General features: G+C 65.3%; 30 protein-coding genes. 20 read left to right on the top strand and 10 right to left on the bottom strand.

The genetic code is table 11. From position 1 onward, the window contains the following. Positions 1–661 precede the first annotated feature (661 nt). The 6 genes from RCP38_RS16960 (at position 662) to RCP38_RS16935 (ending at position 5,110) form a co-directional block, all read left to right on the top strand. Entirely contained in the window at positions 662–814 is a 153-nt protein-coding gene (locus RCP38_RS16960; RefSeq protein WP_308474083.1) for a hypothetical protein, read from the top strand. A gap of 41 nt (positions 815–855) precedes the next feature. Further along, on the top strand, positions 856–2,223 hold the full coding sequence (locus RCP38_RS16955) for a hypothetical protein (protein WP_308474082.1): 1,368 nt from the start codon (positions 856–858) through the stop codon (positions 2,221–2,223). A 191-nt stretch (positions 2,224–2,414) separates the two neighbouring features. Further along, complete coding sequence (locus RCP38_RS16950) at positions 2,415–2,999, top strand: 2OG-Fe(II) oxygenase (RefSeq protein WP_308474081.1); 585 nt, start codon at positions 2,415–2,417, stop codon at positions 2,997–2,999. A gap of 88 nt (positions 3,000–3,087) precedes the next feature. Further along, complete coding sequence (locus RCP38_RS16945; protein WP_308474080.1) at positions 3,088–3,303, top strand: hypothetical protein; 216 nt, start codon at positions 3,088–3,090, stop codon at positions 3,301–3,303. Then, on the top strand, positions 3,291–4,094 hold the full coding sequence (locus tag RCP38_RS16940) for a hypothetical protein (protein ID WP_308474079.1): 804 nt from the start codon (positions 3,291–3,293) through the stop codon (positions 4,092–4,094). Before RCP38_RS16945 ends, RCP38_RS16940 begins: the two co-directional genes overlap by 13 nt. A 131-nt stretch (positions 4,095–4,225) precedes the next feature. Then, entirely contained in the window at positions 4,226–5,110 is an 885-nt protein-coding gene (locus RCP38_RS16935; RefSeq protein WP_308474078.1) for a hypothetical protein, read from the top strand. A 62-nt stretch (positions 5,111–5,172) separates the two neighbouring features. Here the strand turns inward: RCP38_RS16935 and RCP38_RS16930 are convergent, their stop codons facing one another. From RCP38_RS16930 to RCP38_RS16920, 3 genes are all read right to left on the bottom strand, one after another. Further along, positions 5,173–5,373: a hypothetical protein gene (locus RCP38_RS16930; protein WP_308474077.1), complete on the bottom strand. Its 201-nt coding sequence runs from the start codon at positions 5,371–5,373 to the stop codon at positions 5,173–5,175. 229 nt (positions 5,374–5,602) lie between these two features. Beyond that, entirely contained in the window at positions 5,603–5,863 is a 261-nt protein-coding gene (locus RCP38_RS16925; protein ID WP_308474076.1) for a hypothetical protein, read from the bottom strand. Further along, positions 5,863–6,225, bottom strand: a complete 363-nt coding sequence (locus RCP38_RS16920; RefSeq protein ID WP_308474075.1) for a hypothetical protein — start codon at positions 6,223–6,225, stop codon at positions 5,863–5,865. Before RCP38_RS16920 ends, RCP38_RS16925 begins: the two co-directional genes overlap by 1 nt. Positions 6,226–6,277: 52 nt before the next feature. Here RCP38_RS16920 and RCP38_RS16915 point away from each other — a divergent pair, with 52 nt between their 5' ends. The 4 genes from RCP38_RS16915 (at position 6,278) to RCP38_RS16900 (ending at position 8,009) form a co-directional block, all read left to right on the top strand. Continuing rightward, positions 6,278–6,727, top strand: coding sequence for a hypothetical protein (locus RCP38_RS16915; protein WP_308474074.1), 450 nt, complete (start codon positions 6,278–6,280; stop codon positions 6,725–6,727). A 61-nt stretch (positions 6,728–6,788) separates the two neighbouring features. Next, positions 6,789–7,247, top strand: a complete 459-nt coding sequence (locus RCP38_RS16910) for a DUF6636 domain-containing protein (protein ID WP_308474073.1) — start codon at positions 6,789–6,791, stop codon at positions 7,245–7,247. Between the two features lie 69 nt (positions 7,248–7,316). Then, positions 7,317–7,460: a hypothetical protein gene (locus tag RCP38_RS16905; protein ID WP_308474072.1), complete on the top strand. Its 144-nt coding sequence runs from the start codon at positions 7,317–7,319 to the stop codon at positions 7,458–7,460. Between the two features lie 114 nt (positions 7,461–7,574). After that, positions 7,575–8,009: a DUF6636 domain-containing protein gene (locus tag RCP38_RS16900; RefSeq protein ID WP_308474071.1), complete on the top strand. Its 435-nt coding sequence runs from the start codon at positions 7,575–7,577 to the stop codon at positions 8,007–8,009. Positions 8,010–8,015: 6 nt separating this feature from the next. On the opposite strand, the gene RCP38_RS16895 is transcribed toward RCP38_RS16900, so the two are convergent. Beyond that, entirely contained in the window at positions 8,016–8,297 is a 282-nt protein-coding gene (locus RCP38_RS16895) for a hypothetical protein (protein ID WP_308474070.1), read from the bottom strand. Positions 8,298–8,547: 250 nt separating this feature from the next. Here RCP38_RS16895 and RCP38_RS16890 point away from each other — a divergent pair, with 250 nt between their 5' ends. After that, the gene (locus RCP38_RS16890) at positions 8,548–10,368 is read left to right on the top strand and encodes an ABC transporter ATP-binding protein (RefSeq protein ID WP_308474069.1); all 1,821 of its coding nucleotides are present in this window, start codon (positions 8,548–8,550) and stop codon (positions 10,366–10,368) included. A 7-nt stretch (positions 10,369–10,375) separates the two neighbouring features. Here RCP38_RS16890 and RCP38_RS19980 read toward each other — a convergent pair whose 3' ends face one another. The 4 genes from RCP38_RS19980 to fadD17 all read right to left on the bottom strand — a co-directional run bounded on the left by RCP38_RS19980 (position 10,376) and on the right by fadD17 (position 14,661). After that, positions 10,376–10,546, bottom strand: coding sequence for a lasso RiPP family leader peptide-containing protein (locus RCP38_RS19980; RefSeq protein ID WP_373692386.1), 171 nt, complete (start codon positions 10,544–10,546; stop codon positions 10,376–10,378). 101 nt (positions 10,547–10,647) lie between these two features. After that, the gene (locus tag RCP38_RS16885) at positions 10,648–12,360 is read right to left on the bottom strand and encodes an asparagine synthase-related protein (protein ID WP_308474068.1); all 1,713 of its coding nucleotides are present in this window, start codon (positions 12,358–12,360) and stop codon (positions 10,648–10,650) included. Positions 12,361–12,395: 35 nt separating this feature from the next. Further along, on the bottom strand, positions 12,396–13,115 hold the full coding sequence (locus tag RCP38_RS16880) for a lasso peptide biosynthesis B2 protein (RefSeq protein WP_308474067.1): 720 nt from the start codon (positions 13,113–13,115) through the stop codon (positions 12,396–12,398). Between the two features lie 16 nt (positions 13,116–13,131). Further along, positions 13,132–14,661 (bottom strand): long-chain-fatty-acid--CoA ligase FadD17, encoded by a 1,530-nt coding sequence (gene fadD17, locus RCP38_RS16875; protein ID WP_308474066.1) that lies wholly within the window; start codon positions 14,659–14,661, stop codon positions 13,132–13,134. A 29-nt stretch (positions 14,662–14,690) separates the two neighbouring features. On the opposite strand from fadD17, the gene RCP38_RS16870 reads away from it, so the two are divergent. Then, complete coding sequence (locus tag RCP38_RS16870) at positions 14,691–15,209, top strand: nuclear transport factor 2 family protein (RefSeq protein WP_373692385.1); 519 nt, start codon at positions 14,691–14,693, stop codon at positions 15,207–15,209. A gap of 22 nt (positions 15,210–15,231) precedes the next feature. Here RCP38_RS16870 and RCP38_RS16865 read toward each other — a convergent pair whose 3' ends face one another. Beyond that, a complete protein-coding gene (locus RCP38_RS16865) occupies positions 15,232–16,329 on the bottom strand; it encodes an acyl-CoA dehydrogenase family protein (protein ID WP_308474065.1) in 1,098 nt (365 codons plus the stop codon). A gap of 35 nt (positions 16,330–16,364) precedes the next feature. Next, on the bottom strand, positions 16,365–17,543 hold the full coding sequence (locus tag RCP38_RS16860; protein WP_308474064.1) for an acyl-CoA dehydrogenase family protein: 1,179 nt from the start codon (positions 17,541–17,543) through the stop codon (positions 16,365–16,367). A gap of 192 nt (positions 17,544–17,735) precedes the next feature. Here RCP38_RS16860 and RCP38_RS16855 point away from each other — a divergent pair, with 192 nt between their 5' ends. From RCP38_RS16855 to RCP38_RS16820, 8 genes are all read left to right on the top strand, one after another. Then, entirely contained in the window at positions 17,736–17,930 is a 195-nt protein-coding gene (locus tag RCP38_RS16855) for a ferredoxin (RefSeq protein ID WP_308474063.1), read from the top strand. 47 nt (positions 17,931–17,977) lie between these two features. Next, positions 17,978–18,883: a 3-oxoacyl-ACP reductase gene (locus tag RCP38_RS16850; protein WP_308474062.1), complete on the top strand. Its 906-nt coding sequence runs from the start codon at positions 17,978–17,980 to the stop codon at positions 18,881–18,883. Between the two features lie 267 nt (positions 18,884–19,150). After that, the gene (locus RCP38_RS16845) at positions 19,151–19,915 is read left to right on the top strand and encodes an MlaE family ABC transporter permease (RefSeq protein WP_308474061.1); all 765 of its coding nucleotides are present in this window, start codon (positions 19,151–19,153) and stop codon (positions 19,913–19,915) included. After that, positions 19,912–20,754 carry an MlaE family ABC transporter permease gene (locus RCP38_RS16840; protein WP_308474060.1) on the top strand — a complete coding sequence of 281 codons (843 nt, stop codon included), beginning with the start codon at positions 19,912–19,914 and terminating at the stop codon, positions 20,752–20,754. The genes RCP38_RS16845 and RCP38_RS16840 overlap by 4 nt, the downstream gene beginning before the upstream one ends. 13 nt (positions 20,755–20,767) lie before the next feature. Further along, complete coding sequence (locus tag RCP38_RS16835) at positions 20,768–21,967, top strand: MCE family protein (RefSeq protein WP_308474059.1); 1,200 nt, start codon at positions 20,768–20,770, stop codon at positions 21,965–21,967. Further along, on the top strand, positions 21,967–23,004 hold the full coding sequence (locus RCP38_RS16830; RefSeq protein ID WP_308474058.1) for a virulence factor Mce family protein: 1,038 nt from the start codon (positions 21,967–21,969) through the stop codon (positions 23,002–23,004). The genes RCP38_RS16835 and RCP38_RS16830 overlap by 1 nt, the downstream gene beginning before the upstream one ends. Then, positions 22,991–24,049 (top strand): virulence factor Mce family protein, encoded by a 1,059-nt coding sequence (locus tag RCP38_RS16825; protein WP_308477374.1) that lies wholly within the window; start codon positions 22,991–22,993, stop codon positions 24,047–24,049. Before RCP38_RS16830 ends, RCP38_RS16825 begins: the two co-directional genes overlap by 14 nt. After that, a complete protein-coding gene (locus tag RCP38_RS16820; protein WP_308474057.1) occupies positions 24,046–25,392 on the top strand; it encodes an MCE family protein in 1,347 nt (448 codons plus the stop codon). The genes RCP38_RS16825 and RCP38_RS16820 overlap by 4 nt, the downstream gene beginning before the upstream one ends. Positions 25,393–25,409: the final 17 nt, after the last annotated feature.

Genomic DNA, 25,409 nt, shown 5'->3' with positions numbered 1-25,409 from the left:
CCGGATCAACGACATCCGAGCCAAACGCCTACGCGCACAAGTCCGCGCCGAGGGCGCACCCTGCCACGTCTGCGGTCAACCTATCGACTACGACGCACACCACCTGGACCCCGCGTCATTCCAGCTCGATCACTTGTGGCAGGTCGCACTGGGCGGGCCAGAGCATGACCCCCTCAACGCAGCAGCCGCACATCGTGCCTGCAACCGCAAGCGAAGCACCACCGTGGACGCCAAGGCCATCGCCACCGCCGCACACTTCGGGGTCACCCTCACACCCCCACCCCGACAACCCAACAGACACGGATGCGCCCCCGACGGGATGCCCTGCACACGCTGCAACGGCATCCACAACCCACGACCCGGCTGCACCTTCGAAACCACACGACGCTGGTAACCGCCGAATGAATATCCACCCCACCGCATACACGCCCCGACCGCAAACCCGCAGGTCAAAGCCCCAGCACGCCCCAACCGGTCGCATAACCGCAGTTCAGCGCCTCAAGGGGGTGGGGGCCGCCCTCAACCCGCCCCCGCGTTCCGACTCAGGGCATACGGATTAATCTGGAGACCCAAATTGACCCACGGAGACCGCCGAATAAATATTCAGGCCCCGACCGCTGATATCGCCCGTTTGGAGGCCCTTCGGGACCGCCTTGAGGCCGTGATCGCTTCCCCGGAAACGTCGGCGCGTGACCTCGCTGCGGTCGGTCGGGAGTACCGCCAGACGCTGGCGGCGTTGGCTGCGGTGGCCCCGCCGGCCGGTACGTCGAAGCTCGATGAGATCGCTGCGCGGCGTCGGAAGCGGGGTGCCTGATGAGTGCCCCGGCTGTCACTACTGCGCCCACGTTCACCCGGGTGCCGGATGGTGACGAGGCGACCGGACAGGACTGCATCGATCTCGCCACGGCTTACGGCGTTGCCTTGGATGACTGGCAGGCGGTCATCGTCCGTGAGCTGTTGCGGGAGACCGGTGGGGCGTGGTCGGCGTCCCAGGCTGGTCTGGTGGTGTCGCGCCAGAACGGCAAAGGCCAGATTTTGCTTGCTGTCGAGCTGTTTGGCCTGTTTGAGCTGGGCGAGAACATCCTGCACACCGCCCACGCCGTCAAGACCAGCTCCGATGCGTTCCGCCGCTTGTGGTCGGTCATCCACAACCACAGTGACCTCGAGGGGCGGGTACGCCGTCACAGCCAGATGATCGGTGCGGAGTACGTCGAGCTGGATACGGGTGCTCGGATCGCGTTCACAACCCGTTCTGCATCTGCTGGCCGTGGTCTCTCGGTGGATCGCCTGATCGTTGATGAGGCTGAGGACTTGCCGGCCCCTGAGGTCGGTGCCCTGGCCCCGACGGTGTTCTCCAGGCCGCGAGCACAATCCCTGTATTTCGGGACGGCACCGGGCGTGACGCATGACGCTTTGGCGTTCGAGACGATGCGCTCGACTGCTCACGATGGGTTGAATCCGCGGCTGGCGTGGTGGGAGTGGTGCGCCGAGTGGGGCCACGACATCGATGATCGGGAGATGTGGGTTCGGGTGAATCCGGCGGTGGCGGCGGGCCGTGTGCCGTTGCAGGCCATCACCGATGACCGGGCGATCTTGCCGGCGGGTCAGTTTCAGGCGGAACGGTTGTCGATGTGGGCGCCGGTGGCTGCGCGCCAGGCCGCGGTCATCACCGAGGCCGGGTGGCTCGAGCTGGTCGGTGCAGGGATAGATGAGGCCCCGACCGCCCTCGGTGTCGACATGTCGCACCGGCTGGATATTTCGGTGGTGGGGTGTTGGAGCCGGGAGGACGGAACGGTGCACGTCGAGGAGCTGTTTGCCGGGTCGGATACCTCGGCTGCCGTCGAATGCATTGCCGGGGCGGCTGGCCGGCGCACACCCATCGTCATCGATGACTTGTCCCCGGCTGCGCAGTTGATCCCGGAGTTGAAGGCCCGTCGGATCAAGGCCACCAGATCCACAGCGCGGGACATGGCCAAGGGCTGCGGCCTGTTCGAGTCGCGGCTCAAGGCGGGCACGTTGAGCCACCGTGGGCAAGAGTCCTTGACCGAGGCGGTGTTGGGGGCGCAGAAACGGCCCATCGGTGACGCTGGTGGTTGGGGTTGGGATCGCCGGGACTCGTCCTGCCGGATACATCCGCTGGTGGCGGCCACGCTGGCGTTGTACGGGGCGGTGGAGAACCCGCGGCGCAGCGGACGGGCTACAGGTCGGGCTGGATTTGCGTAACCGATGGGAAATAGGCGCTGCGGGGCCGGGTGTCGTGCCTGCCGAGAGAACGGGTTAAGGGCGTGCCATGACGGGTTGCTTTCCTCCGAGCGCGTTCCTGCACCCGGTCCCGCAGTCAATCCGGTATCTGTAACCAAAGGGAGGAATCGATGCGAGTTGTACCGGCACCACCCAACATCCACCACCCGCCGATGCCCGGTCCCGACATGCTCGTCTACGACAACATCCTCAGCCCAGCACAGTGCGCTCGGCTTGCCCGTTCAACCTCGCCGGGTTGCCGCACCACGCATCCAAGTGTGGACGACCCAGGCCTGACCGGCATCATCGACACCCTGTCTGCGGTCGTGGATGAGGTCGAGAATCAGCACTACCGATCCGGCGCCACGGGCATTTCCGAGTTGACGCTGATCCGCTACGAGCCTGGTAGTCGGCAGAAGAAGCACCGCGACAACGAATACGAGGGGGCCATCTTCCACGGCGTCACCACACCCCGGACTGTCTACGCGTGCTGCGTCTACCTAGCTGATCCGGCGGACTACGAGGGCGGGGAGCTGGTCGTTGCCGGCCACCCGCCGATGCGGCCCAGCTTGGGTAGTGGGGTGTTCGTGCGGGGCGATGTAGAGCACCGGGTCAAGAAGATCACCGGAGGTCTCCGCTTCGCTCTGAAGGTGACGGTGACGGTGCCGCCTACCGTGTGCTGGCGTCTACGCGCGCGGCACGGTGATGTGGAGTGGGTGCCGGGGAAGCCATTGGAATGCTGGACCACGACCGTATGACATCGGTGCCCCCACGAGATGGCGCGAGTGTCGTATTTTGTCTAGTTGCGCTTGCCTTGATCCGTCTAGCGAAACTAGACTATCGTTCGTGACGAAGCGCAGGGACATCATCAAGAGGATCCGGCAGGGGGCCAAGGATGCTGATGTGGATGTCAGGGAAATCGAAGGCGGCCGTCACACGTTGTTGATCCTTGACGGGCTGCGGGTGCCAGTGGCTCGCCACAACGAGATCCCCGATCTGGATGCGCAGAACATTTACAAAGAGGCGGAACCGAAACTGGGAAAGGACTGGTGGAAGAAGTGACTGAATACAATGCGATCGTTACTCAGTCCGACCCCGGCTGGTCCATCTACGTCCCAGAGGTTGATCGGCATACTTACGCGGCGCATCTGCGTGAAATCGAACCGATGGCGACCGATCTGGTGCAAGTCATGACCGATTGTCCCATCGAAGATATTTCGGTAATCGTCCACTTGCCCGACGATCTAGCTGAAGTGATCGCTAACATGCATCAAGCGCGCAATAATGTCGCCGAAGCTGAAATTGCAGCGCGTGAAGCGCAGCAGGCAGCCGCTGCGGCGTTACGGAATGCTGGAGCACCGCTTCGCGACATTGCCGTGACTCTAGGGGTTTCGCACCAGCGAGTGCACCAGATTTTGGAAGAAGCCGATGCAACTCGCTCCCGATACCTCAAAGAATTCCGGCATACGATAGATATCAGCCTTAGGCATGGTTCGCTCGTTGACTTCGACCTGCCAGTTACCGGCGACGATGGAAGTACTCCGATTGTTGTTGCTCTCGCTATTGAGCGCATATCAGCATTGACTGAACGAATCCAATCGGCCGGTGGATGCGCAAATGTGTTCGTGAAAGACGGCCGGAAAGTGCGCTTTGTCTCTGTCATTGATGAAGCATGCGCGTTAGGTGAAGCTGACGACACTATGGTCGGAGACGAAGCTCCCAGCGCTATCTCGACAGTCGGAATGCTCTTGGACTATGTTCAAAAGAAGCCTAACGGCGTCACCATTTCGGCAGCGCTGGGTCATCCAGCGTGGGCGCGAGATGCGCGCCAAGTTGATCTGGTGCAGGCGTAGCGCGACACTGCACGTCCGGATTCCCCTAAGAGGGCGCGGTAGGCCGCCGGCCGCCTCATCCTGATCTAGCGTTCACTTGTTGGCCGTTACACGCCACGATCAAGGCTTTTCGTAGGTAGCATGGATATTCCATGAAGCTCACTGGGCCAGCGCGCGTTTGGTACGTGCTGATGAACGTCGCATTCGGTGCAGGCTATCTCGCAAAAATCCCCACCAAGAAGGCATTGTCCGAGCGTGGCGTCGCTGTCATGACTAAGGCAGAACGTATCTGGTATCGGCTCATGTGCATCGCATTTGGAACGGGATACTTCGTCAAGATCCCGGCAGCCAAAGCCCTCCGCGAAGCATCCGTAGCTGGCATAGCAGTGCAAGGAGAGGCTGTCGAATCCAGCAAGAAGCCGTCGACAGCTCTCATCGCTGCGGCCGTCATAGGGGGCGTGACAGTCATCGGAGCTGGCATAGCTGGCGGGTACTCATTGATGAGCAACCACCACCAGGAAATACCCGAGGAAACCAGTGCCCCGTTCTGGCATCAAAACGGCATCTACCGATACGAAGTCCGCTACACCCAGGGGATTGTTCGCACTGCAGACGGCCAGGTGATGAGCCTCGCAGCCTTTGGCATGGAAGACGTAGACGACTACACCGCCCGGAGGACTATCTGCAATGAGGGCCAATGCTTGGCTGACAACGTTGCAGTGGACAAGGAAACGCGACGCCACCCACTGCTCGATGACAATGGACTCAAGGTGAAATCGACTGTCAGATGGACCGGTACGCAATGGGTAACCGGCGGCGACGGTCCCCACGGTGGGCGCCTTGAGGAAGTCGACTGCGAGGATCGGGCTGATAGCTGGGAGAGTTGGGCCGAGTTCACCCCGCTTCTGGACGGCACGCTCAAGGGCACATACCACCAATACGTATTGACCAACGAGTGCGGACTAGAAGGCGATCACCGTGAAGTGCCAGCCGTCATGGTCCGTGTAGGTGATGCTCCAGATGGCATCTTCAACTAGAACTGCCATAAAGAGAACCGGCCCCAGCTTGTCCGCTGGGGCCGGTCTCGTTGGTGCTGCGGTTAGAACCGCCAGAGGAACTGCGGGCATTGGCTGGCGACGACGGTGCGGATGTAGACCCGCGCATCGGCTCGGGTGGCGTCCGGGCCGAGCACTTGCCGCACCGTCACCGAGGTCTCCAGCCCGGACGGGGTGTTGCCGGCAGCCAGTAAGCGGCAGACCGCGTTACTGGCCGGGTCCGCGTGGGCCGGTGCAGTGGACACAACGCCCAAGACGATAAGGGCGGCAGTAATGACAGGTCTCATCGTCGGTCGGCCAACCAGACCACGTTTCCGTGCCGATCTTCCCGCCGCCTGTTCGCGGCAACCGCCTCAAGGAAGTCGGCCAGGCCTCGCAACTCGTCAGTCGACCAGGATTCGCCGGGTAATTCTGCCGCGGCCTGTCCGATACGAGCGCGGAGCTGACTTTCCTCAATCGTGGATCTGATAGCGGTCATTTTCCCTCCCACTTCTCGGCGAGGTCGACGGCGCGCTCCAATGTGGGAATCAGGGCACGGAGTTGGTCCGCGGTGTGGCCCCAATCGTTCGGGGCGTCGATCATTGCGGCGATGTCGGTGACTTGGCCGTCTTGGGATTGTTGTGCCCAGAGAACGACGCCGCAGCCAAGATCGGCTTTAAGGAGCCGAATGCCGTCGTCATCGAAGCCAGTCGTGGTGGCGTGCGCGGGCAACGGTGGCACTGTTGCGGTAGTCATCACTTCACCGCCTCGGTGAGTGCGTCGAGTTCGTCGGCGGCGGTGAGCAGGGTCGCGGCTACCTGTCGTGCCTCATCTGCTGTCATGCCTCCGCGGTCATAGACAGCGGCTTCGATCCAGCGTTCGCGGATGGTCCCGTCTGCGCGCTGGTAGCCCGCGAGCAGAAACCTTCCCAGCTCCGTGCTGTGGTTGGTGCCGTCGAAGATGCGCACTTTCTGGTCGTCGTCGTAGTGGAGTTCCCAGTCGTTGGTTTTGGTGGCGTCGGCTGGGGCGGCAATGTCGTGTGTGGTGGTCATGTCGGGCAGCGTGGCACTGGGGTCCGACAGGTTCTCTGATCGCGTGTTGGTGGATGTGGTGGGCATGGTGGCGACTCCTTCGATGAATGTTCTTCGACGTGTCTGCTGACATCACCGCATGAAGACCTTTGGCGGCTGGGCCGATCGGCAGTTGGCCGACGGCACGGTCATCTGGACCAGTCCGTCCGGGGCGACGTTCACCACGAAGCCCGGTTGTCTGGAGGTGATCCCCGAACTCGCAGACGGATTGAGCGTGACCGAGCAGCGCCCGCTGCCGCAGCGCTGCCAGAGCCGCGCCCGCCAACGGGCTGCCCAAGTCTCTCGGATTCGGCGTGATAATCCGAAACGGGTTGCCGACAACTACCTCTACGAAGCGCGGCGCGGTGAGATCGCCGATCGAAGATGGCGAAACGGAATGCGCGCCAAGCTGTTCCTGCTCAAGGGCGGGCCCAGTACCAGCCCATACTGCCGCTGGATCAACGATCCGTACGAGCCGGAGGAGTTGCCGCCGGACTGGCAACCGCCGCCGCTGACGGTTTCCGAATTGCCCGACGAACCGCCCTTTTAGGGAGCGCCACCGAGGACTGCTGCGGCATGAAAAATCCCGAAGCAGTGCAGAATAGTCGCAGATGGTCTACTTTTTCGGCATGACCGGATCCTTTCGTGCAGCGGCGACGGCGACGGCGGCAGTGGCGCTGATCTCTGCAGCCATCAGCGGTACGCCGGGAGCCCGGGCGCAACCGGACATGCACTTCTTCGAATCGCCGAGTGGCAACATCGCCTGTTTGGCCGATGCGGACTGGGTTCGGTGCGACATCCAGGAGCGTGACTGGACGCCGCCCCCACGTCCGGCCGACTGCCCGAGCGAGACCGGATACGGGCAGGGGATTGTCCTTGAGGCGACGGGCAAACCCACGTTCGTCTGCGGGGGAGACACCACGTTCGGTGGTGACGCGCGCATCCTCGACTACGGCGAGCGGGAGAGTTCCACCGCTTACCGCTGCACCAGCGAGACCACCGGCATCCGCTGCGACAACCGCGACGGCCACGGATTCACCATCGCGCGCGAATCCTACGATCTGTTCTGAGGCGCGGGCCATGTATCGGTTGCAGGTGATCGGCCGTGTCGTGCATTGTGCGGCGGTGGGCGCCGCGGGGTGGCGGACGACGGCACCGTCCAGTTGAGCAGTCGACTCGGCGACTTCTGCCTGGACGCCCCGGTCGACGATTGTTTCGCCGCGGTTGCGGTGAACCCCAGTGCGCGCTCGGACTCACAGCGCTGGTACCGCACCGGCAGCTAACCGCAGAACGTGGCCTTCCCCGGTGGGTGCCTGACCAAATCAGATGGGGAAAGGACGTCATTTCGTAAGACGGGAACATGTCCGCTGCGTTCCATTCTGGTCTATCTTTTCGGTATGAACTTTCGGATTGGCATATTGGCGACGGCAGCCGCGGGTCTGATCTCTACCACGATCTGCGGCGCACCCGCGGTCACCGCTCAGCCCGAAACGCATTTCTTCGTGTCGCCGAGCGGCAACATCGCCTGCGTGATGGCTACAGATTTGGTCCGGTGCGATATCGAGGAGCGTGATTGGTCGCCGCCGACCCGGCCGGCGGATTGTCCGAGTCAGACCGGATTCGGCCAGGGCATCAGGGTCAAGGTCACCGGCAAACCGGAATTCGTCTGCGGCGGCGACAGCACTTTCGGCGCGGACGCTCGGACCCTCCAATACGGTGAACGCGACAGTTCTACCGCCTTCCTGTGCACCAGTGAGACCGCCGGCATCAGATGTGAGAACCGGGACGACCACGGTTTCATCATCTCGCGCGAGTCCTACGAGCTGTTCTGAGCGCCTTCAGTGCAGCGCAAGTGCCGCCATGGCAGGCGTCAGCAGCTCGGTCAGCGATGCCCGCAGCACCGTGATCACCGGCATGCCGTGTACGAATTGGTAGTCGGCGAGGTGCAGCTCCTGGCCCTCGGCGGTGCGAAACCAGTTCGCGAAGTTCTCGGCGATCGGGCGGCTGTCGGGCTCATCCGCCATCGGTTCGCCATCTCCGTACACGCTTGGCCAGATCTGCCTGGTCTGTTCCGAAAGCCGGTCGAGGCCGTCTTGCTCATGAACGAACAGATCCCGCAAGGTGATCCACCTGCGGGCCGCCCTCCGATGCTTGGCCGACTTCAGCCCGTCGCGGCACGCTGCTCGTGTGCGCAAGACGCCGCTGATGCGGTCGCCACGGCGAGCAGCGCGGCTGCGAGGGGCCGGATGAATACGGGGCCAGCCGACTGGGGCGGGCGTCATCAGATCATCGCACCGAATCTGCGTGCTCGGGCAGCGGTTCTGTCATCGTGGTTTCGGCGAACGACACCGGTGATCCAGGAGCAGATCGATGTACATCCGACGCAGTCTGGCCATGCTGCATACGGTCCGCGGGGCGGTGGCGCTATCGGTGCTGCTCGGGCTCTTCGTGACTGCCCTGCCGTTCGTGTCGAATGCGGCGTTCGGGCCGCTGATGCAGGCGGTCGCGGCCGCAGGCGTGGGTGGCGATCTGGCTGATGTCTGGGGGCAGCAGGGTTCGCTGTTGACTCGCGAAAGCGTCGAGACGTCCGGCCTGATCGGTTGGCTGGCAACACCATTGACGTTCGCACTGCTGCTGGCGATCTGGGCGGCATCGCTGGTGCTGGCGCAGGCGCTGGGCTTCGTCAACGCCTGGATCGGGGCGCACGTCGAGCGCAGGCTGCTGGCCACGATCCTGCAGCGTGTGCACGATCACATGCAGTCGCTGTCGCTGGACTTCTTCGTCGGCGCGCGCACCGGAGTGCTTATTCAGCGGGTGCAACTCGAGGCGCCATGCGTTCAGCGCCTGTTGACCGATTGTGTTGTCCCACCGGTGATCGACGCGGTGGTGTTGCTGATCGCGCTGAGCTACCTGTTGGTGCTGTCCTGGCCTATGACGATCATTTCGCTGGTCCTCGCCCCGCTCGCGCTGGCAGGTCTCCGGTTTGCCGGTCAGCGACTTCAGACGGTGACGCAGCGGGCGATGGTGGCAAACCGCGTCATGAGCAGTGAGCTTGCGGAGACCACCAGCGGCATCTCCGAGATCCAGGTCTTCAACGCCCAACGGCGGCGCAGTGCACTGTTCCGCGCATCCTCCATGGCGGCGACGAAGAATATGGCCGCGATGAGGATATGGATGCAGGCGGCTACCAACGGCGCTCAGGTGTTCATCGCACTGAGCATCGTCCTGGTGCTGATCACCGGCGTCGTGTTCGGGGCTAGGTTCGGCCTCACCTTCGCCGGACTGGTCGTCTTCATCGCCTATGTTCCGACCATGTTCGCCGCGGTGCAGCGGATGGTGTTGGCCTACACGACGTATAAGTCGATACTCCCGCACGTTGCCTCGACCTACGAGCTGCTCGACACCGGCGCGACCGTGCGGGAGCGCCCAGACGCCGCCGTGCTCCCGGCGGTCAAGGGTGACCTCGTGTTCGACGACGTTTCATTTCGCTATTCGCCTAAACAGCAAATTTTGCAGGGTCTGTCGTTCTCGGTCGCCGCGGGTGAGATCGTGGCGCTGGTCGGGCCGATCGGTTCGGGCAAATCGACCGTCTTCAACCTGCTGCTGCGCTTCCTGGACCCACAGCACGGCCGGATCCTGGTGGACGGAAACGATATCGGTGCGGTGACACTGCATTCGCTGCGTGAACAGGTGTGCAAGCTGGCGCAGTTCCCGTTCTTCCTGAAGGACACTATTCGGGAGAATGTCCGGTTGGGCAGGCACGATGCCACCGACGGCGAGGTCGAAGAGGCCTGTGCGATGGCCAACGTGCACGCTGCAATCAGCGATCCTGCGAAGATGCGCAACGGCTACGACACGATCATCGATGTACAGGTGCCCTCCGGCGGACAGAAGCGGCTGATTGCGCTCGCCCGTTGCCTACTGCGTCGGCCACGGGTACTGCTGCTCGATGAGCCGACCGAAAACCTGGACTCCGATCAGCGGGCGAAGGTAACGGCGTTGATCCGCAACCATGCAGGCGATCGAACCTGCCTGGTCATCAGCCACGACATGGATTTCATCGAGGCTGTCGCAGATCGGATCATCGTGCTGCATCACGGGCGGGCCGTCGAGCAAGGCACCCACCAGGAACTGTTGGCGCTAGGCGGTCTGTACTCGCAACTGTGCGAAGCCGACCGGGCCGAACCCTAAGTGCCGCTTACGACTTCGGCGGCAGTGGTGCCACCGTGTCGGGGGTGTCCGAACTCCGGTTATACCATCCCATGTAGCCGTAACCGGTGCTGCTGTCGGAGAGATAGTTCCCGCTGCCTTGGGTCGTGGCCCGGACATCACCGACACGGACAACCTGGGGAGGAGAGTAGTCGCGCATCCTGGTCTCCAAACTGCTGGTTCGTAGGTACTAGCTGAGTCTACAAAAACCGCACAGGATGTCTACAGCATTCGACAAGCTGTCGGACAAGTGGACAACTTTCAGGTCAGCAGTTCGGGGCGGCCCACGCGATGCAGGTGCCGCAGCCAGACCTCGATCTGGATCGCGTTGTAGAACTGCGTCACTCCACCGATCCGGCCCGCCCCATGCAGCGCGTCGCCCCACGCTGCGGCGTCCACATAGCCGCGCTCAACGATCTGGGGATTCTCACCGAGATAGCTGCGCCACCGAGGATGGCTTTCGAATCCCTGCAGGATGGCCTCGTCCGCGAGCGGCTTTGATCGCCGGCGAAGCACGGTATCGCTGACCACTCCGGCGAAGGCGTACCGCTGCACCGCGCGATCGATCCGCGGATCCGCGGCGACCTCACACGGTGTGGCCATGGCCAAGTCGACCAGGGCCGGGTTCAGCAGCGGATGGCGAAGATCGAACCCTGTCGGCGGAGACAGGTGACGGCTTCGGGCGAACTCGGCACCGCGCACGATGTTCTCCAGAACCGCCTGGCCGTGCACCGTCGGCACCCGGATGCCGGTGGTGAACTGCGCTCGGCTCTGCAGCCTGTGACGCTCGACGTAATCCCGGTGCAGCCAGGGGGCCGCCGTTGTGACCGGCCGGGGTGCCTCTAACGCGAGCGTCCGCCCGCTGCGCCATCGGCGCAGTCCGTCGACAGCGGCACGGCGGATCCAGAACGGAGCGGAGCGCCCCGGCTCAGCCTGAGTGCTCCACCGAAGCGACTCGCGTCGCAGGTGCCGTAGCCGTCCGGTACGCAGCAGGTCGGCCAGATACCAGGGCAACAGGCCTGCGAAGAACACCGCATCGCCGCCTTCGCCCGTCAGGACCGTGGACACGCCCAGTTGTCGTGCAACGGATTCCTCGGCAGCGCTAGGAGCCCAGTTGAGGATGCGTCGCGTCGGTGCCGGGAGGAAAACCCCCAGATCGGGGCCGTCGGTGAAGGTTCCGTGGGCGGACGCGTCGATCGGATGCCATGATGCCGGTGTTGTTTCCAGGGCCGCGCGCATCCACGACGACTCGTCGCTGCCGGGGTGGCCCGGGTGAACGAAACTCAGCGCGTGGACCGGGGCGATACCGGCGGCGACCGCCAAGACCGTCGAAGTGTCGAGCCCGCCCGACAACTCGACCGCCGGTGTGTCTTCGGTGGGCATGGCACAGGCAACAGCGTGTTCGACTGTGTCGCGCAGTCGCTCCCGATGCTCTTCGAATGTCCCGATGAGCGGTTCGGTCGACGGCTGCCACCCACGTCGCAGCTGGAGCCGGCCCGTTTGGCAGGTCCCGAACTCACCGACCTGCAGCCGTCTGATGTTGCGATAGGGCGTGCGGTGCCCCAGGTGCAGGCCAGCGCTGAACAGGTCGGCCAGGTAGTCCTCGTCGAGCTCACGCCAGGCGCCGGTTTCACGAACCAGGGCGGCGAGATCGGTCGACACCACGGTTCCGTTCGGCACGGACGCGCAGTACAGCGGACGCAGGCCCATCCGATCCCCGAACAGCTTCGCATCGGGGCCGCGGACGAGCACGGCTGCGTACTCGCCGACAATGCGTTCTGCTGCATCCTCGTGCCACCGCTGCCACCCGGCCGCCACGATCTGGCCGACGGACGCCGACGTGGGCAGGTTCAACTCGCGGCGCAGCAGCGCCGGGTTCGCGAGGTAGCCGTGGAACCAGACCGCGGACCCGCTGACGGCCTCGGGCTGCGGCCAGCCCCGTACAGCCGCCGGCTCCTGGGCCGGCAGCGCCACCAGGAACCCGTGCACAGGGGGCTGGGCTTGGTACATCAGGCCCGCTGGATTACGGTGAAGCGCCGCAGGGATGCGTCGCTCTCGTTGACCCGAGCGCCCTCCAACTCGACCCAGGCATGGGCTTCGAAGGGATAGAGCGCCACCCCGACCACGTGCTGGGCCGGCCAGCCGGCCGTGCGGAGAAACCGAGTCAGTGCCAGCGAACGCGGCAAGCAGTCCAAGGGTGCGTCGCGGGCTGGGTAGAGGCCCTCGGCGGTCCGGAATGTCTTCGCCACGCGCACCGGATCCGGCCGCGGTGGTGTGACGTCAGCGCCCTGGCCGGTGCGCCCGGCGTAGCCGATCGCGAAACTCTTACGCAGGTCCCGTTCGACGCTGGCGCGTTCCCGCAGCGCGCGCAACAGCGTGGGCCGACGGCGCGGGACCGTCGTGGCGAGCGGCGGCGCAGTCTCGGGTACTCGTTCCGTGCTGAGACGGCCCGCGGCCAATTGCGCCGCGGCGAAGTCGACGAAGTCGCTGTGCACCGCGGCGGCTGGCGCTCCGTACTGTTCGGCCAGGCCGGCGATGTCACGTTCGTCAGGTGGTTGCAGGAGTGCGGTCCACATCGCGGCGCCGACATCATCGATCACGTCATAGACGCCCTCCGTCAGATCGAGCAAGACGATGTGCTCGGCCACCGCGACCCACCGCAGGTTCGCTGCGCAGAACAGCTGCGGTGGTGGGCCGCCTAGGGATCGACGGTCTGCACAGTCGGCCATCAGTGCAGCTTAGTGGTTAGAGTTCCAGATCACGGGTGATCCGGTACACCGGATCCGTGCACTCGAGGCCCTCGGCCGACAGCACCCGCTTGAGCACTTTGAACGTCTCGGTGCGCGGCAACTCCTCGGCCACCCGCACATACGCCGGCCACTGCTTGGGCCCCAGATCGGGCTGCTCGGACAGGAACGCCACGAACTCATCGGCGTCGAACGACGCGCCATGGGCAAGCACCAGCGCGGCCATCACCTGATCGCCCACCGCCGGGTCGGGGATCGGATAGACGGCCACATGGGCGACGGCATTGTGGCGCAGCAGGACCCGCTCGATCGGCGCGGTGCCCAGGTTCTCACCGTCCACCCGCATCCAATCCCCGAGCCGGCCCGCGAAGTAGGCGAAGCCCGCCTCGTCGCGGTAGGCCAGGTCCCCGGAGTGGTAGACGTCGCCGGCCATCCGCTGCGCCTCGGCCTCCGGATCGCGGTAGTAGCCGCGGAACTGCCCGCGCCCGCCGGCGTTCACCAATTCGCCCACCACCCCGGGCGGGCATTCCTCGCCGGTCTCGACGTCGATGATCGTGTTGCCGTCGACCAGCGGCCCCAATGCCCCGGCCGGAGTGTCGGGGGTGCGGGCGATCGAGACCCCGCCCTCGGTGGAGCCGAACGCGTCGATGACCCGACAGTCGAACCGGGCGGCGAACCGCTCCAGATCCCGCGGAGCCCCCTCGTTGCCGTACAGCAGGCGCAGCGGATTGTCGGCATCGTCGGGTCGTTCCGGCGTCGCCAACACGTAGGACAGCGGCTTACCCACGTAGTTGGCGTAGGTGGCGCCGAAGCGGCGTACGTCGGGAATGAACCCGGAGGCGGAGAACTTGCGTCGCAACGCGATCGACGCACCCGCGGCCACCGCCACCGACCAGCCGGCCATCACCGCGTTGGAGTGGAACAACGGCATCGACAGGTAGCAGACGTCCGCAGTCCCCAGCCCGAAGCGTTGCGACAGCAGCACCCCCGGGAACGCGGCCTTCCACTGAGTGCAGCGCACCGCCTTCGGATCCCCGCTGGTGCCGGAGGTGAAGATCAGCATGAACAGTTCGTCGGGATCGGCGTCGCGGAACGTCACCGTCGTGCCGTCGAAGCGTGCCAATTCCGATCGCCACGAGGCCGATTCGATGTCGATCATGCCGGGGACCGTCGCATCGGCGGTGTTGTCGGCCAGCACGAACTGGCAGTCCGCATGTGTCACGTCGCGTTCCAGGGCGGCGCCGCGACGCGTGGGGTTCAACCCGACCGGCACCACCCCGGTCAGCGCGGCCGCCACCAGCATCGTCGAGAAGAACGGCGTGTTACCCAGCAGCACACCGACATGCGGGGGCTTGTCCGGGTCGAGACGGGCGCGCAGCGCGGCCCCCAAACGGGCGCCCGCGGCGATGTGGTCACGCCAGCTGACGAAGGTGTCCTCGTAGAAGAGACCGCGGTCGTCCACTTCGGCCAACGCGGCCAGCAGTGCTGTGACGGTGGGCTGTTCGCCAATCTGGGCCGGTGCTGACATGGAGATCAGATTAGTGTTGCAATAGAGCGGTGACTGATACACAGGCCTTGAACGCCGAAGACACCGCCGCAACTCTGCAGAAAATCGCCGACATCGACGCCATCAAGCAGGTCAAGTACCGCTACATGCGCGCACTGGACACCAAGCATTGGGATGACTTCGCCGCCACCCTGGCCGACGACGTCACCGCCGCCTACGGCCAGTCGATGGGCAAGAAGCAGACCTTCGGCGACCGCGAATCGCTGGTGGAGTTCATGCGGAACTCGTTGCCCGGCAACATCATCACCGAGCACCGGGTGAACCACCCCGAGATCACCCTCACCGGCCCGGACACCGCTACCGGAATCTGGTACCTGCAGGACCGGGTGATCGTGCCGGACGTCAACCTGATGCTGATCGGCGCAGGCTTCTACGAGGACACCTACCGCCGCACCGCGGACGGCTGGAAGCTCAGCCACACCGGCTACCAGCGCACCTACGACGCCACCATCAATCTGGCGGACCTGCCCGGGTTCAACGTGACGTTCGGTGAGGCCCTGAACCGCTGAACCGCTAGAACTTCCGTCCCTACTAGGCGGGCGTTTCGGCCAGTTCGCGGCCGATCGTCAGCAGCTGTCCGGTAGCGCCGCCAAGCGCGAACTCGGTTTGCTTGGCGGCCAGGAAGTAGCGGTGGATCGGGTGGTCGATGTCGATACCGACCCCGCCGTGAATGTGGACGATGCTGTGCGCCACCCGGTGTCCGGCCTCCGCGGCCCAGAACGCGGCGGTCGCCACCTGGGTGGTCGCCGGCAGACCCTCGCTCACCCGCCAGGCTGCCTGGGTCAGGGTGAGCCGCAGGCCCTTGACGTCGATATAGCCGTCGGCCAGCCGCTGCGAGACGGCCTGGAAGCTGCCGATCGGCTTGTCGAACTGCTCGCGCTCTCGGGCGTACTCGGCGGTCAACGCCAGGCCCCGCTCCAGCACCCCCAACTGGTAGGCGCTGTGACCCAGGGCCGCCACCGCGATCAGGTGATCGAGCACCTCCGCACCGCCGACGCGCCGATCGCCCGCCACCTCGGTGCCGGCCAGTTCCAGCAAGCCGACACTGCCCTTACCGGTTGTGGCCAGCGGCGTGACCGTCACGCCGGGGTCGGTTGCGGCCACCAGGAACACCGCAGTACCGGAATCGGTTTCCGCGGGCACCAGGAAAGCGTCCGCCGCCGAGGCGAAGGCGACCTGGGTGCGGGTTCCGGTGAGCCGGAAACCATCACCCGCGGCAGCCGCCCGGACCGGGCCTTCGCCCATCTCGCCGTCGAGTGCGACGGTCAGGATCTTCTCCCCGGCCACCGCCGGTGCGCCCCAGGCCTGCTGCAGCTCGGCCGAGCCGAACTGCGCCAGGGTGCCCGCGCCGAGCACCGCGGACTCGAGGTAGGGCACCGCGGCCAGCTGCCGGCCCAGCGCGGTCAGGATCGCCGCCTGCTCCAGCACGCCGAAACCGCCGCCGCCCAATGACTCGCTCGTCGCGCTCGAGACGACGTCGGCCTCGATCAGCTTGCGCCACAGCTCGGTGTCGAACCGTTCGTCCAGGCCGTCCAGCTCACGCTGGTGCTCCGGGGTGCAGACCGCGTCGACGATGGTGCCCACCAGGCCGGCGAGGTCGTCGGATGCTTCGGTAGTGGTGAAGTCCATGGGTGCAATGCCTCCAAAATCCTTGGGGTTAAAGGTCAGCGGTTCCGGGGCAGGCCGAGGGCCACCATGCCGATGATGTCGCGCTGCACCTCGTTGGTGCCGCCGCCGAACGTCAGGATCAGGCAGGCCCGGTGCATCCGTTCCACCCGGCCGCGCAGCAGCGCACCGGGGGAGTCCTGGCGCACGGTCGCCGCGGTGCCGAGCACCTCCATCAGCAACCGGTAGGCCTCGGTGGCCAGCTCGGTGCCGAACACCTTGGCCGCCGACGCGTCCGCCGGGGACGGCGCCGCGTCCGAAGCCGATGCCAGCTCCCAGTTGATCAGCTTGAGCACCTCGGCCTTGGCCAGGACGCGGGCCAGGTTGAGCTGCACCCACTGCGAATCGATGATCCGATTGCCCTGGGCGTCCTTGGTGTTCTGCGCCCACTCCCGGACCTCTTCGAGGGCCAGGAAGATGGGCTGCGCCGACACCAGGGCTACCCGCTCATGGTTGAGCTGGTTGGTCACCAACTTCCAGCCCTGGTGCTCCTCGCCGACCAGGCTGGTCACCGGAACCCGGACGTCCTGGTAGTAGGTGGCGCTGGTGTCCGGGCCGGCCATGGTGTGCACCGGAGTCCAGGAGAAGCCCTCGGCCGTGGTCGGGACGATCAGCATCGAGATGCCGCGGTGCTTCTTGGCCTCCGGGTTGGTCCGGGCGGCCAGCCACACGTAGTCGGCGTAGGCGATCAGCGACGTCCACATCTTCTGGCCGTTGATCACGTAGTCGTCGCCATCGCGCACCGCGGTGGTGCGCAGCGAGGCCAGGTCGGTCCCGGCGCCCGGCTCGGAGTAGCCGATGGCGAAGTGCAGGTCACCGGCGGCGATCTTGGGCAGGAAGAACTTCTTCTGCTCCTCGGTGCCGAACGCCATGATCGTCGGGGCGACGCTGTTGATGGTCAGGAACGGCACCGGGGCGCCGGCGATGGCGGCCTCGTCGGTGAAGATCAACTGCTCCATCGGCGACCGTGCCTGGCCGCCGTACTCGGTCGGCCAGCTCAGAGTCAGCCAGCCGTCCTTGCCCATCTGCGCGACGGTCTCGCGGTAGACGTTGCCGGTACCGTACTCACCCTGTGTCGAGCTGAGGGCCTCGCGCCGCTCCGGGGTCATCAGCGTGGTGAAGTAGGACCTCAGTTCGCTACGCAGCTGTTCTTGAGCGGGCGTGTAGCTGATCTGCATCGGGGGAGTCCTTCGGTGGTGATCGGTGTCACGATAAGATTCTGGTCGACAGCCCGTTGTAACACGTTCTAGTCCCGGGGTCCAACGGCCCTAGCGGGTCGTGTGGGAGAGCTGTTGCATCGTATGGTGGCACTAGTGGACGACGGCGGCCGCGAATGTGCGGTCGGCGCAGGGCTTTTACAGGAGAATGTCATGCGTGTTGAGGTAGATCTGGACCGTTGCGAAGGCAATGCGATTTGCGTCGGAATCGATCCCGACCTGTTCGAACTGAACGATGACGAGCAGGCCGAGGTCAAGATGGCTCCGGTGCCCGCCGACCGGGTCGCCCACGCCGAGCAGGCCATTGCGGAGTGCCCGCGGGCCGCACTGCGTCGCGTCGACGACTAGTCTCCGACGAGCAACGACTAGAGGCATTCATTCAAGGAGCGGTGTAGATGACTGACAACTCGATCGACCTGACCGGCAAGGTCGCCGTGGTGACCGGTGCGGCCGCCGGTCTCGGCCGGGCCGAGGCGATCGGGTTGGCCCGCTCCGGGGCGACGGTGGTGGTCAACGACATCGCGCCCGCGTTGGAATCCTCGGACGTCATCGACGAGATCGCCGCCGCCGGCGGCAAGGGTGTGGCGGTGGCCGGTGACATCAGCCAGCGCTCCACCGCCGACGAGCTCGTCAGCACCGCCGACGGACTGGGCGGGTTGAACATCGTCGTCAACAACGCCGGGATCACCCGCGACCGGATGTTGTTCAACATGTCCGACGACGACTTCGACGCGGTGATCGCGGTGCATCTGCGCGGCCACTTCCTGCTGACCCGCAACGCGGCCGCCTACTGGCGGCAGAAGGCCAAGGAAGCCGAGGACGGCACCGTCTACGGCCGCATCATCAACACCTCTTCGGAGGCCGGCCTGATGGGCCCGGTCGGTCAGGCCAACTACGGTGCGGCCAAGGCGGGCATCACCGCGCTGACGCTGTCCGCCAGTCGGGCGCTGAACCGCTACGGGGTGTCCGCCAATGCGATCTGCCCGCGGGCCCGTACCGCGATGACCGCCGACGTCTTCGGTGAGGCCAAGGTCGCCGAGGGGGAGATCGACCCGCTCTCGCCCGAGCACGTGGTGACCCTGGTCCGGTTCCTGGCATCGCCGGCCTCGGCCGCGGTCAACGGCCAGGTGTTCGTGGTCTACGGCCCCGACGTGTCCCTGATGGCCGCACCGACGGTGGAGCGCAAGTTCAGCGCCGACGGGCAGTCGTGGGACCCGGCCGGGCTGTCGGACACGTTGGCCAACTACTTCGCCGGACGCGACCCGGGCCGCACGTTCTCGGCCTCGGAACTGATGGACTAGCTGGCGGGCCAGCCCGATAGGCGCCATAACGCGAGTTAGAACGCGTTACAGCGCGACCTGGGTCACAATGGCACTTGACCAGCATTTTTGCCTGATGAATATTGCCAAAATACGTTCTTTGACTCTGCGAACGTGTTCTAGTTAGTATGATCCGGCTCACGCTGGTTGGTGTCTGAATCGCACGAATGACACCGGTCGTACGAGGTTGCCGGATACAGTTTTGCGACCACCGATATGCCGATATCCGAGCCGACAGAAGGACGCGCCTTGATCGAACAACTCACGGTTCCGGCTCGGGCCGTGGGTGGTTTCGTCGAGATGTCACTGGAGACCTTCCGGGCGATGTTCCGTCGGCCGTTCCAGTACCGCGAATTCCTCGACCAGACCTGGATGATCGCCCGCGTATCGCTGTTGCCGACGGTCCTGGTCGCGATCCCGTTCACCGTGCTGGTGGCCTTCACCCTCAACATCCTGCTGCGCGAGATCGGCGCGGCCGACCTCTCCGGGGCCGGAACCGCATTCGGCACCATCACCCAGTTGGGGCCGGTGGTCACCGTGCTGGTGGTGGCCGGGGCCGGCGCGACGGCCATCTGCGCCGACCTGGGTGCGCGAACCATCCGCGAAGAGATCGACGCGATGCGGGTGCTCGGCATCGACCCGATCCAACGGCTGGTGGTGCCGCGGGCGCTGGCGTCGACCTTCGTGGCGCTGCTGCTCAACGGCCTGGTCTGTGCGATCGGCCTGATCGGCGGCTACGTGTTCTCGGTTTTCCTGCAGGGCGTCAACCCGGGGGCCTTCATCAACGGCCTGACCGTGCTCACCGGCCTGGGTGAATTGGTGATGGCCGAGATCAAGGCCCTGCTCTTCGGTACGGCGGCCGGCCTGATCGGCTGCTACCGCGGGCTCACCGCCAAGGGCGGCCCACAGGGCGTCGGCAACGCGGTCAACGAGACCGTCGTCTACGCGTTCATCTGTCTGTTCGTCATCAACGTCGTCATGACCGCGATCAGTGTCCGGGTGTTGGTCAAATGAGTTACGACGCGACGTTGAAGTTCCGGCGGATGTTCCACTGGGCCCCCAAGGTCATCGACAACTTCGGTGAGCAGGCACTGTTCTACGCCGAGTCCATCCGTTACGTCCCCAACGCGGTGACCCGCTACCGCAAGGAGACCATCCGGCTGATCGCCGAGATCACCATGGGCACCGGCGCACTGGCGATCATCGGCGGCACCGTCGGGGTGGCCACCTTCTTGACGCTGGCCTCCGGCGGGGTCATCGCGGTCCAGGGGTTCTCCTCGCTGGGCAACATCGGCATCGAAGCGCTGACCGGCTTCCTGTCGGCGTTCCTCAACGTGCGGATCGTTGCGCCGGTGGTCGCCGGGATCGCGCTGGCGGCCACCATCGGCGCCGGCACCACCGCCCAACTCGGTGCGATGCGGGTCGCCGAGGAGATCGACGCGGTGGAATCGATGGCGGTACACGCGGTGTCCTATCTGGTGTCCACCCGACTGGTGGCGGGCCTGATCGCGATCATCCCGTTGTATTCACTGTCGGTGCTCGCGGCGTTCTTCGCCGCCCGCTCCACCACGGTGTTCATCAACTCGCAGTCGCCGGGCCTCTACGACCACTATTTCGACACCTTCTTGATCCCGACCGACCTGCTCTGGTCGTTCCTGCAGGCCATCATCATGTCCGTCGCGGTGATGCTGGTGCACACCAACTACGGCTTCAACGCCGCCGGCGGACCCGTCGGCGTGGGCATTGCGGTCGGGCAGGCGGTGCGGACCTCGCTCGTCGTCGTCGTAGTCATTACTCTGTTTGTTTCACTCGCCGTCTACGGCGGGTCCGGCAACTTCAACCTCTCGGGATAGCAAGGGATTACACGTGCAGACGGGATCGAGGCGTACCCAGGTACGGATTGCTGCGGCAGTTCTCGGTGCGATCCTGCTTGCCGCCACCGTGTTCACCTACCTGTCCTATGTATCGGTCTTCAGTTCCACCGACAAGGTCACCGTCACCTCGCCGCGCGCCGGCCTGGTGATGGAGCAGGACGCCAAGGTCAAGTACCGCGGAATCCAGGTCGGCAAGGTCAAGTCGATCAGCTACTCCGGCGACCAGGCCAAGCTGTCGCTGGCCATCGACAGCGACGCGATGCGGCAGATCCCGTCGAACGCCGCCGTGCACATCGCCAGCAACACCATCTTCGGGGCCAAGTCGGTGGAGTTCGTCCCGCCGCCGGTACCGTCCGGGGCCACCCTGCGCAACGGCGCCAACGTGCAGGCCGCCGACGTGCAGCTGGAAGTCAACACCCTGTTCGAGAAGCTGACCGACCTGTTGGACAAGGTCGATCCGATTCAGCTCAACGGGTCGATCAGCGCCCTGGCCGAGGGCCTGCGCGGCAACGGCGACAACCTGGGCGGGCTGTTCTCCGGGCTGAACACCTACCTGGGCAAGTTCAACCCGAAGCTGCCGCAGCTGCAGTCGACGTTCGCCAAGACCGCCGTCGTCGGCAACATCTACGGCGACGCCGCCCCCGACCTGGCCACGATCTTCGACAACGCCCCCACGGTCAGCAAGACGCTGGTCGACCAGCGGGAGAACCTGAACAAGGCGCTGCTGGCGACCACCGGGCTGGCCAACAACGGCTACGACACCTTCGAGCCGGCGGCCGACGACTTCATCGCCGGCATCCAGCGGTTCCGTGCGCTGGGAAGTCTGCTGGCCGAGTACTCGCCGGAATTCGGCTGCCTGCTCAAGGGAATTCAGCAGGCGCTGGAGCGGTTCGGTCCGTCGTTGGGCGGCACCAAGCCGGCGCTGTACGTGCAGTCCAGCTTCATTCCAGGCGCACCGGCCTATACCTATCCGGAGAGCCTGCCGGTGGCCAACGCGAGCGGGGGACCGAACTGCCGCGGTCTGCCGGACATCCCGAGCAAGCAGTACGGCGGGTCGTGGTTCCGGTCGCCGTTCCTGGTGACCGACAGCGCCTACGTGCCGTTCCAGCCGAACACCGAGGTGCAGTTCGACGCCCCCTCCACCGCGCAGTTCCTCTTCAACGGCGCCTTCGCGGAACGGGATGAATTCTGATGACCTCGCGCAGCACATTGATCAAGGTCACCGTCTTCACCCTCGCGATGCTGTTGGTGTCGGCCGGTTTGGTGGTGGTGTTCGGCGAATTCCGGTTCGCCTCCAACCACACCTATCACGCTGATTTCGCCAACGCCTCGAGGCTCAAGGGCGGCGAAGACGTGCGGATCGCCGGGATCCCGGTGGGCACGGTCAAGCGGGTCGAGCTGACCCCGGACAACAACGTCAGCGTGACGTTCGACGTCGACAAGCGCTACCAGATCTACGACTCGACCCGTGCGGTGATCCGGTACGAGAACCTGGTCGGCGACCGCTACCTGGAGATCGCGTCCGGCCCCGGTGACCTGCGCAAGCTGCCGCCCGGCGGCACCATCGACCGGGAGCACACCCAGCCTGCGCTGGACCTCGACGCCTTGCTGGGCGGGATGCGCCCGGTGCTCAAGGGCCTCGACGGCGGCAAGATCAACGAGATCAGCAGTGCGCTGATCGAATTGCTGCAGGGCCAGGGCGGAGCGTTGTCGCAGATGCTGGCGAGCACCAGTTCCTTCACCACCACATTGGCGTCGCGGGACCAGTTGATCGGGGACGTGATCACCAATCTCAACACCGTGCTGGCTACCGTCGACGACAAGAGCGAACAGTTCGACGCCACCGTCGACCGGTTGCAGCAGTTGATCACCGGCCTGGCAGAAGGCAAGGACTCCATCGCCGGCGCGATCGGACCACTGTCGTCGGTGGAGAACGACCTGGCCGACACGCTGCGCCGCACCCGCCGACCGCTGCAGGGCGTGATCGAGAACGCCCGGCCGTTGGCCACCGTGCTGGACAAGCGCAAGCAGGAGCTCAACGACGTCATCGACCCGCTGGAGGAGAACTACCTGCGGCTCAACGCGTTGGGCGCCTACGGTTCGTTCTTCAACATCAACTACTGCACGGTCGCGATGAAGATGAACGGCCCCGCCGGCAGCGACATCACGCTGCCCATGGGCGGACAGACCGACACCACCAAGGGGAGGTGCTCTCCTGTCGCAGGATGATGGCGTAAACCCGGTTCGCACGGGTCTGCTGGGCATCGCCTTGGTGGCGTTCCTGGTCCTTGTCTCTTTCGGCTACACCAGCCTGCCGTTCTGGCCCCAGGGCAAGAACTATCACGCGTACTTCGCCGACGCCGGCGGCATCATCCCCGGCAACGACGTGACGGTCTCGGGCATTCGGGTGGGCAAGGTGAAGTCGGTGTCGCTGGCCGGCGCCAGCGCGAAAGTCGACTTCACCATCGACCGCAAGGTCCGGGTGGGCGATCAGTCGCTGGCCGCTATCCGCACCGACACCGTGCTGGGCGAGAAGGCGGTGTCGGTCACGCCCGCCGGTGCCGGTTCGGTCGCGGTGATCCCGCTGGAGCGCACCCGCGCCCCCTACACGCTCAACAATGCGCTTCAGGACCTCGGCGGCAACGCCCGTGAACTGGACAAGCCGCGCTTCGAAGAGGCCCTGCAGGTGCTCACCGACTCGATGCGCGAGGCGACGCCGCAGCTGCGTGGCGCGCTGGACGGGGTGACCGCGTTGTCGCGCAGCATCAATCGGCGCGATGAGGCGTTGGGGCAGTTGCTGACCCACGCCAAGTCGGTCTCCGATGTGCTCAACGAGCGGGCCGACCAGGTCAACCGCTTGGTGCTCGACGGTAACCAGCTGTTCGCGGCCCTCGATGAGCGTCGTCAGGCGCTCGGCGCGCTGATCAGCGGTATCGACGATGTGTCGGTCCAGCTCTCCGGCTTCGTGACCGACAACGAGAAGGAAATCGGGCCGACGCTGAACAAACTGAACCTGGTGCTCGACAACATGATCGAGCGCAAGGACCGGATCTCCGGGGCGATGGACCGACTGCCCGGGTATGCCACCACGCTCGGTGAGGTGGTGGCCTCTGGCCCGGGCTTCCAGATCAACCTGTACGGCCTGCCGCCACCCACCATGTCCGAGGTCTTGATCGACATGTATTTCCAGCCCGGCAAACTCCCGGACAGCCTGGCCGACTACCTGCGCGGGATGATCTCCGAGCGCACGATCATTAAGCCGAAGTCGCCATGACGCGCCGATCGACACGCATCGTCCTCGCCGGAGTGCTGGCGGTCCTGCTGGCCGCCGGCGTCTACGTGGTGTTGCCGGCGCAGCGCAGCTACCGGATCACCGGTTACTTCGCGTCGGCGGTCGGCCTGTATCCGGGCGACGACGTCCGGGTGGTCGGTGTTCCGGTGGGCCGCATCGAATCAATCGAACCGCGGGCCGAGAACGTCAAGATCACCATGTCGGTGAACAAGGACGTCCCGCTGCCCGCCGACGTGCACGCCGTGATGATGGCGCCGAACATCGTCTCGGCCCGCGTGATTCAGCTCGCGCCGGCCTACACCGAGGGCGAGAAGCTGGCCGACGGCGCCGTGCTGGGCGAGGACCGCACCGCGGTGCCGGTCGAATGGGATGAGGTCAAACAGGAACTGACCCAGCTCAGCGCGCAACTGGCCCCCGAAGGTGGCAAGCTCAACGGCGCGTTGAGCGCGGTCGTCAACCAGGCCGCGGACACCTTCGACGGCAACGGCGACTCGTTCCGCAACGCACTGCGGGAGCTGTCGGCGACCACCGGACGGCTCGGCGATTCCCGCACCGATCTGTTCGGCACCGTCAAGAACCTGCAGGTGCTGGTCTCGGCGCTCGCCGGCAGCAACGAGCAGATCGTCCAGTTCACCGATCACGTCGCGGCGGTGTCGGCGGTGCTGGCCGAGAGCTCGGTGGACCTCGACGTCACGCTGGGCACCCTCAACCAGGCGCTGCGCGATGTGCGGGGCTTCCTGCACAACAACAACGACGCGCTGATCGCCCAGGTCAACAAGCTGTCGGAGTTCGCCCAGACGCTGAGCGACCAGAGCGAGAACTTCGAGCAGGTCCTGCACATCACCCCGCACGGCCTGGTGAACTTCTACAACATCTACAACCCCGCCCAGGGCACCCTGAGCGGTCTGCTGTCGCTGCCCGACTTCGCCAACCCGGTGCAGTTCATCTGCGGCGGCGTCTTCGACATCGGTTCGGTGCCGGACAACTTCAAGCGTGCCGAGATCTGCAAGGAGCGGATGGGCCCGGTCATGCGCCGCTGGTCGATGAACTTCGTTCCGTTCCTGCTGCACCCGATCAACTCGATTACCGCCTACAAGGGGCAGATCATCTACGACACCCCGGAGACCGAGGCCAAGGCGCAGACTCCGGTGCCGTACCTGAAGTGGATGCCGGCGCCCGGCGTCACCCCGCCGAGCACCGAAGACGTTGCGGCACTGCTGTTGCCGCCACGCGCGCCGGGCCAGCTGGGTACCGCACCCGGCCCGACCGGACCGCCGGTGGGCCCGGGGCCGGCCTGGTCGACAGAAGCGCAGGGGGGCGGTTGATGAGAATGCAGATCTGT

It is taken from the genome of Mycolicibacter sp. MU0083 (assembly GCF_963378075.1).
In the GTDB taxonomy this organism is placed as follows: domain Bacteria; phylum Actinomycetota; class Actinomycetes; order Mycobacteriales; family Mycobacteriaceae; genus Mycobacterium; species Mycobacterium kokjensenii.
Note: the sequence above shows the minus strand (reverse complement) of the source record. Positions and strands in the feature narration are given on the sequence as shown.